The organism is Dietzia cercidiphylli, from assembly GCF_014145145.1.
In the GTDB taxonomy this organism is placed as follows: domain Bacteria; phylum Actinomycetota; class Actinomycetes; order Mycobacteriales; family Mycobacteriaceae; genus Dietzia; species Dietzia natronolimnaea.
In genome coordinates this window covers 1-2,182 of record NZ_JAALEA010000231.1, presented here as the reverse complement: position 1 = coordinate 2,182, position 2,182 = coordinate 1, and the positions used below count along the sequence as shown (strand labels likewise).

4 protein-coding genes are annotated in these 2,182 nt (G+C 73.0%); all 4 read right to left on the bottom strand.

Going from position 1 to position 2,182, the window contains the following annotated elements:
- A partial coding sequence (locus G6028_RS08875; RefSeq protein ID WP_182658663.1) for an MFS transporter occupies nt 1–577 on the bottom strand: 577 nt, incomplete at its 3' end.
- A gap of 24 nt (nt 578–601) precedes the next feature.
- Complete coding sequence (locus G6028_RS08870) at nt 602–1,279, bottom strand: LysE family transporter (RefSeq protein WP_182658662.1); 678 nt, start codon at nt 1,277–1,279, stop codon at nt 602–604.
- Nucleotides 1,276–1,923 carry a methylated-DNA--[protein]-cysteine S-methyltransferase gene (locus G6028_RS08865; RefSeq protein ID WP_182658661.1) on the bottom strand — a complete coding sequence of 216 codons (648 nt, stop codon included), beginning with the start codon at nt 1,921–1,923 and terminating at the stop codon, nt 1,276–1,278. The genes G6028_RS08870 and G6028_RS08865 overlap by 4 nt, the downstream gene beginning before the upstream one ends.
- Nucleotides 1,920–2,182: sigma factor-like helix-turn-helix DNA-binding protein (locus G6028_RS08860; RefSeq protein ID WP_182658660.1), on the bottom strand; the 263-nt coding region annotated here is incomplete at its 5' end. The genes G6028_RS08860 and G6028_RS08865, both read right to left, overlap by 4 nt.

The window sequence follows — 2,182 nt, the reverse complement described above, 5'->3', positions numbered from 1 at the left end:
CGTGTGGACGGTAGGGGTCGGCGGCGTTCCAGGCGGCCATCAGGGCGATCGTCCCGAGCACCAGGTGAGGGAGGTAGGGGGACAGCATGGGTGCGGGGGCGAACTGGCCCACCAGTCCCCCGACCAGACCGCCCAGACCGAATCCGCCGGTCAGGGCGATCGCGGCCCGCCGCGCACCGGTCCCGGGTGGGGCGCCCGCGGAGAGCTCGCGCACCCACGCACTGCCCGCGCCGAACGCGGCGCCCGAGGCGAGTCCGGCGAGGAAGCGGCCGAGGTAGAGCCACAGCGGGTCCTGCGGGCCGAACAGCATCAGCACCGTGGCGACCAGGGACAAGACGAGGACCGGTCGCATGAGCACGCGTCGACCGTGGGCGTCGGACCACCGGCCCGCCACGAGGAGGGTCGGCAGCAGCCCGACGATGTACACGCTGAACATCGCGGTGACCTCGGTTTGTCCGAGGCCCTGCTCCTCGCGGTAGAGCAGCAGCAGCGGCGCGAACTGGTTGGCGCCCCACCCCACGGCGAACACCGCGAGGGCGGCTCGCAACCACGCGCGATCGGTAGGCGGACTTGTCATGTGGCAGAACCTATCGCCCGATCGTCAGGTCAGCGCCTCGATCACGAACGCCACCCCCACCGCCACGAACAGCACGCTGACGACCACGTCCACCGTCGGCAGGACCCGTCCGACCCGCTCGTTGACGCGTCGGTGCGACGCCGCCACGGCGAGGGTGCAGAACCACACCAGCGCCACGGTGATCATCCCCGCCACCTGGACGACCGACTGCCCCGGAGGGACCTCGCCGCTGAGGAACGGCGTCAGGACGGCGCCGAAGAACACCAGTGCCTTGGGGTTGGCCAGATTGGTGGCCAGGCCGCGGGCGAAGTCGGTTCCGGGCAGTCGCGGGTCGAGTGGGGTGGGGGCGGTCGGGGTGGGCTCCGGCGCATCCGGGCCGGCGGGGTTCACGTCGGCGAGCCCTGCGCCCGGACGCGCCCGCCACCACCCCCGCAGTCCGAGCACCCCCAGGCTCGCCAGCAGCAACCCGCCGGCCACCTGCAGACCCGTCATGACCTGCGGGTAGACGCGCACCAGTGCCGCCAGTCCGGCGAAGGCCGCCGCGAGCCAGACCGCGATCCCGGTGACCACCCCGACCGCCGTGGCGACACCGTGGCGTCGCCCGATGAGCGACCGGTGGAGGACGACGACGAGGTCGGGCCCCGGCGAGATCACCGCGATCACCCAGATTCCGTAGAGCGCCGCGACCTGTCCCGCGGTCACGCAGCAGACTCCATCGCCAGAAGACGCTTCTTGACCTCGAGCCCGCCCCGGTAGCCGCCGAGACTGCCGTCCGAGCGCAGGATCCGGTGGCACGGCCACACGAGGGGAAGCGGATTGGTGGCGCACGCCGTACCCACCGCGCGGACGGCCCCGGGCTTGTCGAGGGCGGTGGCGATCTCCCGGTAGGTCGCAGTCTGCCCGTACCCCACGTCGGGCAGTCGGCGCTGGACCAGACCGCGGAACCCGGTGGCCAGGACGGTGTCCAGCGGCAGGGAGAACTCCCGGCGACGCCCGGAGAGGTAGGCCTCGATCTGGGCCGTGGCGTCGTCGAGAACTCCTGTGGCATCGACGCCGCCGGTGCCCTCGCCCGGCGAACCGGAGGCACCCGCCTGCACGACCCGGGGCCCGATCTTCGTGGCGAGCATCTCCAGGACCTCGTCCCGGGGTTCGCCCTCGAACGCCACGTACGCCAGGCCCCGCGGGGTCGCCGCCAGGAGCAACCCGCCGATCGTCGAGTCCACAGACCGGACCAGCACGTCCACCAGTCCCTCTCGCTGCGCCTCGCGCGCCAGGCGCTCGCGCAGCCGGTCCGTGTCCGCGGGAGCACCGCGGAGCGCGGCGATGACGTCGTCGTGCCCGGTCATGGCTCCTCCATCGTTCGTGCCCTCTGCACGGCCTGGTCGGGCACGGTCCGTTCTGACACGGTCCGCCTCAGGGCCGCCACCCCGTCGGCCGCTGCGCGCCTCGCGGCCGCCTCACCGCCACCGATGAGCGCGGCGATCTCGGCATACGGCAAGCCGCCCAGATACCGGTAGGCCACACAGAGCCGCTGCCGGGTGGGCAGAGCGGCGACCGCGCACCAGATCGGGTGGTCGCCGAGCTCGTCGTCGTCCGCACGGTCGC